This window comes from Candidatus Symbiopectobacterium sp., assembly GCF_020054415.1.
GTDB lineage: Bacteria > Pseudomonadota > Gammaproteobacteria > Enterobacterales > Enterobacteriaceae > Symbiopectobacterium.
Window position 1 is genome coordinate 1 of sequence record NZ_JAHWCO010000253.1, and the last position, 1,988, is coordinate 1,988.

1 protein-coding gene and 1 pseudogene are annotated in these 1,988 nt (G+C 52.7%); both read left to right on the top strand.

Features of this window, described 5'->3' with window-relative positions; translation table 11 throughout:
- Positions 1 to 140 precede the first annotated feature (140 nt).
- Positions 141 to 1,034 (top strand): annotated as a pseudogene (locus QZ506_RS07390) (conjugative transfer ATPase); the annotation flags it as partial.
- On the top strand, positions 1,031 to 1,408 hold the full coding sequence (locus QZ506_RS07395; RefSeq protein WP_291970123.1) for an acetyltransferase: 378 nt from the start codon (positions 1,031 to 1,033) through the stop codon (positions 1,406 to 1,408). The pseudogene QZ506_RS07390 and the gene QZ506_RS07395, both read left to right, overlap by 4 nt.
- The last annotated feature ends 580 nt before the right edge of the window (positions 1,409 to 1,988 follow it).

Consider the following 1,988-nt stretch of genomic DNA (forward strand, 5'->3'; position numbering starts at 1 on the left):
CGCGCTGCTTTAGGGCCTTGTTATAAGAGGGCCAGTTGGTGATTTTAAAATTTTGTTTTGCCATGGAGACCTGATTTTGAAACAACTGTGGTGATCTGCTCCGATGATTACCCAAAAGTTCTATTTATTCAACAAAGCCGGCGATGATACGTGAGGCGCTGCTGATGGCGGCGCATGCCACGTATAAAGAAGGGCGGCAGATGCTGCCGTCTGACCTGCAACAGGCGCTGTACGACATTGCCTCTGACAACGATGAGGGCGTCATTAATGTCCGCAATGCCCAGCGCAAGGCGAAAGCGGCGGAGATGGCGGAGTCCCTGGGCATGTTCACCCAGGCCGGGAGCTTTGAAGCGGAGCTGTTTAACCGTGAAGGGGCGCTGTGGCCGGAGGCGGACGTGACGCTGGTTGACCTGGGGCATCTGGCGCGTGAGGGCTACGAGGCGCAGATGGCCCTGACCATGGTCTCGATGACCAACATGATTAACATCATCGCGGAGCGTGACCAGTTCCTAGGCCGGGATATTGTCTTCACAGTGGATGAGGCGCATATCGTCACGGTCAACCCGCTGCTGTCGCCGTATATGACCAAGGTGGTCAAAATGTGGCGTAAGCTCGGGGCCTGGTTGTGGCTGGCCACCCAGAACCTTAAAGACTATCCGGATATTGCCGAGAAAATGCTGAACATGGCGGAATGGTGGATTTGTCTGACCATGCCCCCGGAGGAGGTAAAAGACATCAGCCGCTTCCGTGCGCTGACGCCGGAGCAGGAATAGGTGCTGCTGTCCGCCAGTAAACTGTCCGGCTGTTATACCGAGGGCGTGGTACTGGCGAAGCGCATCGAGGCGCTGTTTCGTGCCGTGCCGCCCAGTCTCTTCCTGGCACTGTGCATGACGGAAAAAGAGGAGAAAGCCGAACGCCGGGCGCTGATGAATCAGTTTAACTGCAGCGAACTGGAGGCGGCAAAACGCGTCGCACTGAATCTGGACCGTCTGCGCGGTCTGACGGAGAATCAACAGGAGCCTGCCACGGTATGATGACACTGAAGTACCCTGAACCCACTATTCATGAGCACAGTGGCTCAGCGCTGTTCACCCTGTCGCCCCAGGGGGAGCCGGGCGTGCTCCCGGCGACCCATCAGCACCTTATGAGGCTGCGGGCAATGATAAGACAGCGACTGACCGGCCCGGTAAGGATGACCTGTCACCCGCACCGGGTGGGACTCAGCAGCAGCGTGGCCATCTACCTTGAGGGAAAGCTGAAGCAGGCGGTAAACATCCTTATCACCGTGACGGGGCAGACGAGCTGGCCGCATGAGGACGAGTACGCGCATCCGCGCTGGTATATCACAGTGCCGGATTCGGCTGACCTGGTGTATCTGATGCTGTGGATTAACGGGCTTGACGTATAACTACAGACTTGCCGTCACCAGGACATGATTATAACAATAACATAATGCTTTTTTGATACCGGCCGCTGGGGCCTGTTTTTTTGTATACGGGTTACTGTCGCCATATATGTCAGGTTTGATAAGCGCTGCAGTTTTATCTGTTAATCGGCTTTGTTGAATAATAGGTAATCATGCTGTTTTTCCATGCCAGTTTTGGTTGAAAATGCTTGCCATCTCAGGTGTACACTTTTCTCATGATGCCTAACTGCATGATTTTACGTTGCGAGGATCCGTCGTTTCGCTGGGCTGCCAGCATAAAATCTATTTATTCAACAAAGCCCTGTTAATCGTAATACATTGAAGAATGGTCACTCATTTTTTAGGATGTTGTCTGAATCACTTGATGAGGAGCAGTGAAGTGTATACAGAAACGGTAAAACCCCTGAATTATACCGTCGAGGGGCTTTGTTGAATAAACATATTTTATGCTGCATCCCCAGTGAAACTGCTGATCTTAGCAACGTAAAATCATTCAGTTAGCTCGCGTAAGAAAACAGCACACCTAGAGTGACAAGCATTTTCCGCCAAACCAAGTATGGCA

Excerpts from the sequence above, each read along its gene's own strand:
- QZ506_RS07395 (WP_291970123.1), top strand. The coding sequence starts at position 1,031 with ATGATGACACTGAAGTACCCTGAACCCACTATTCATGAGCACAGTGGC.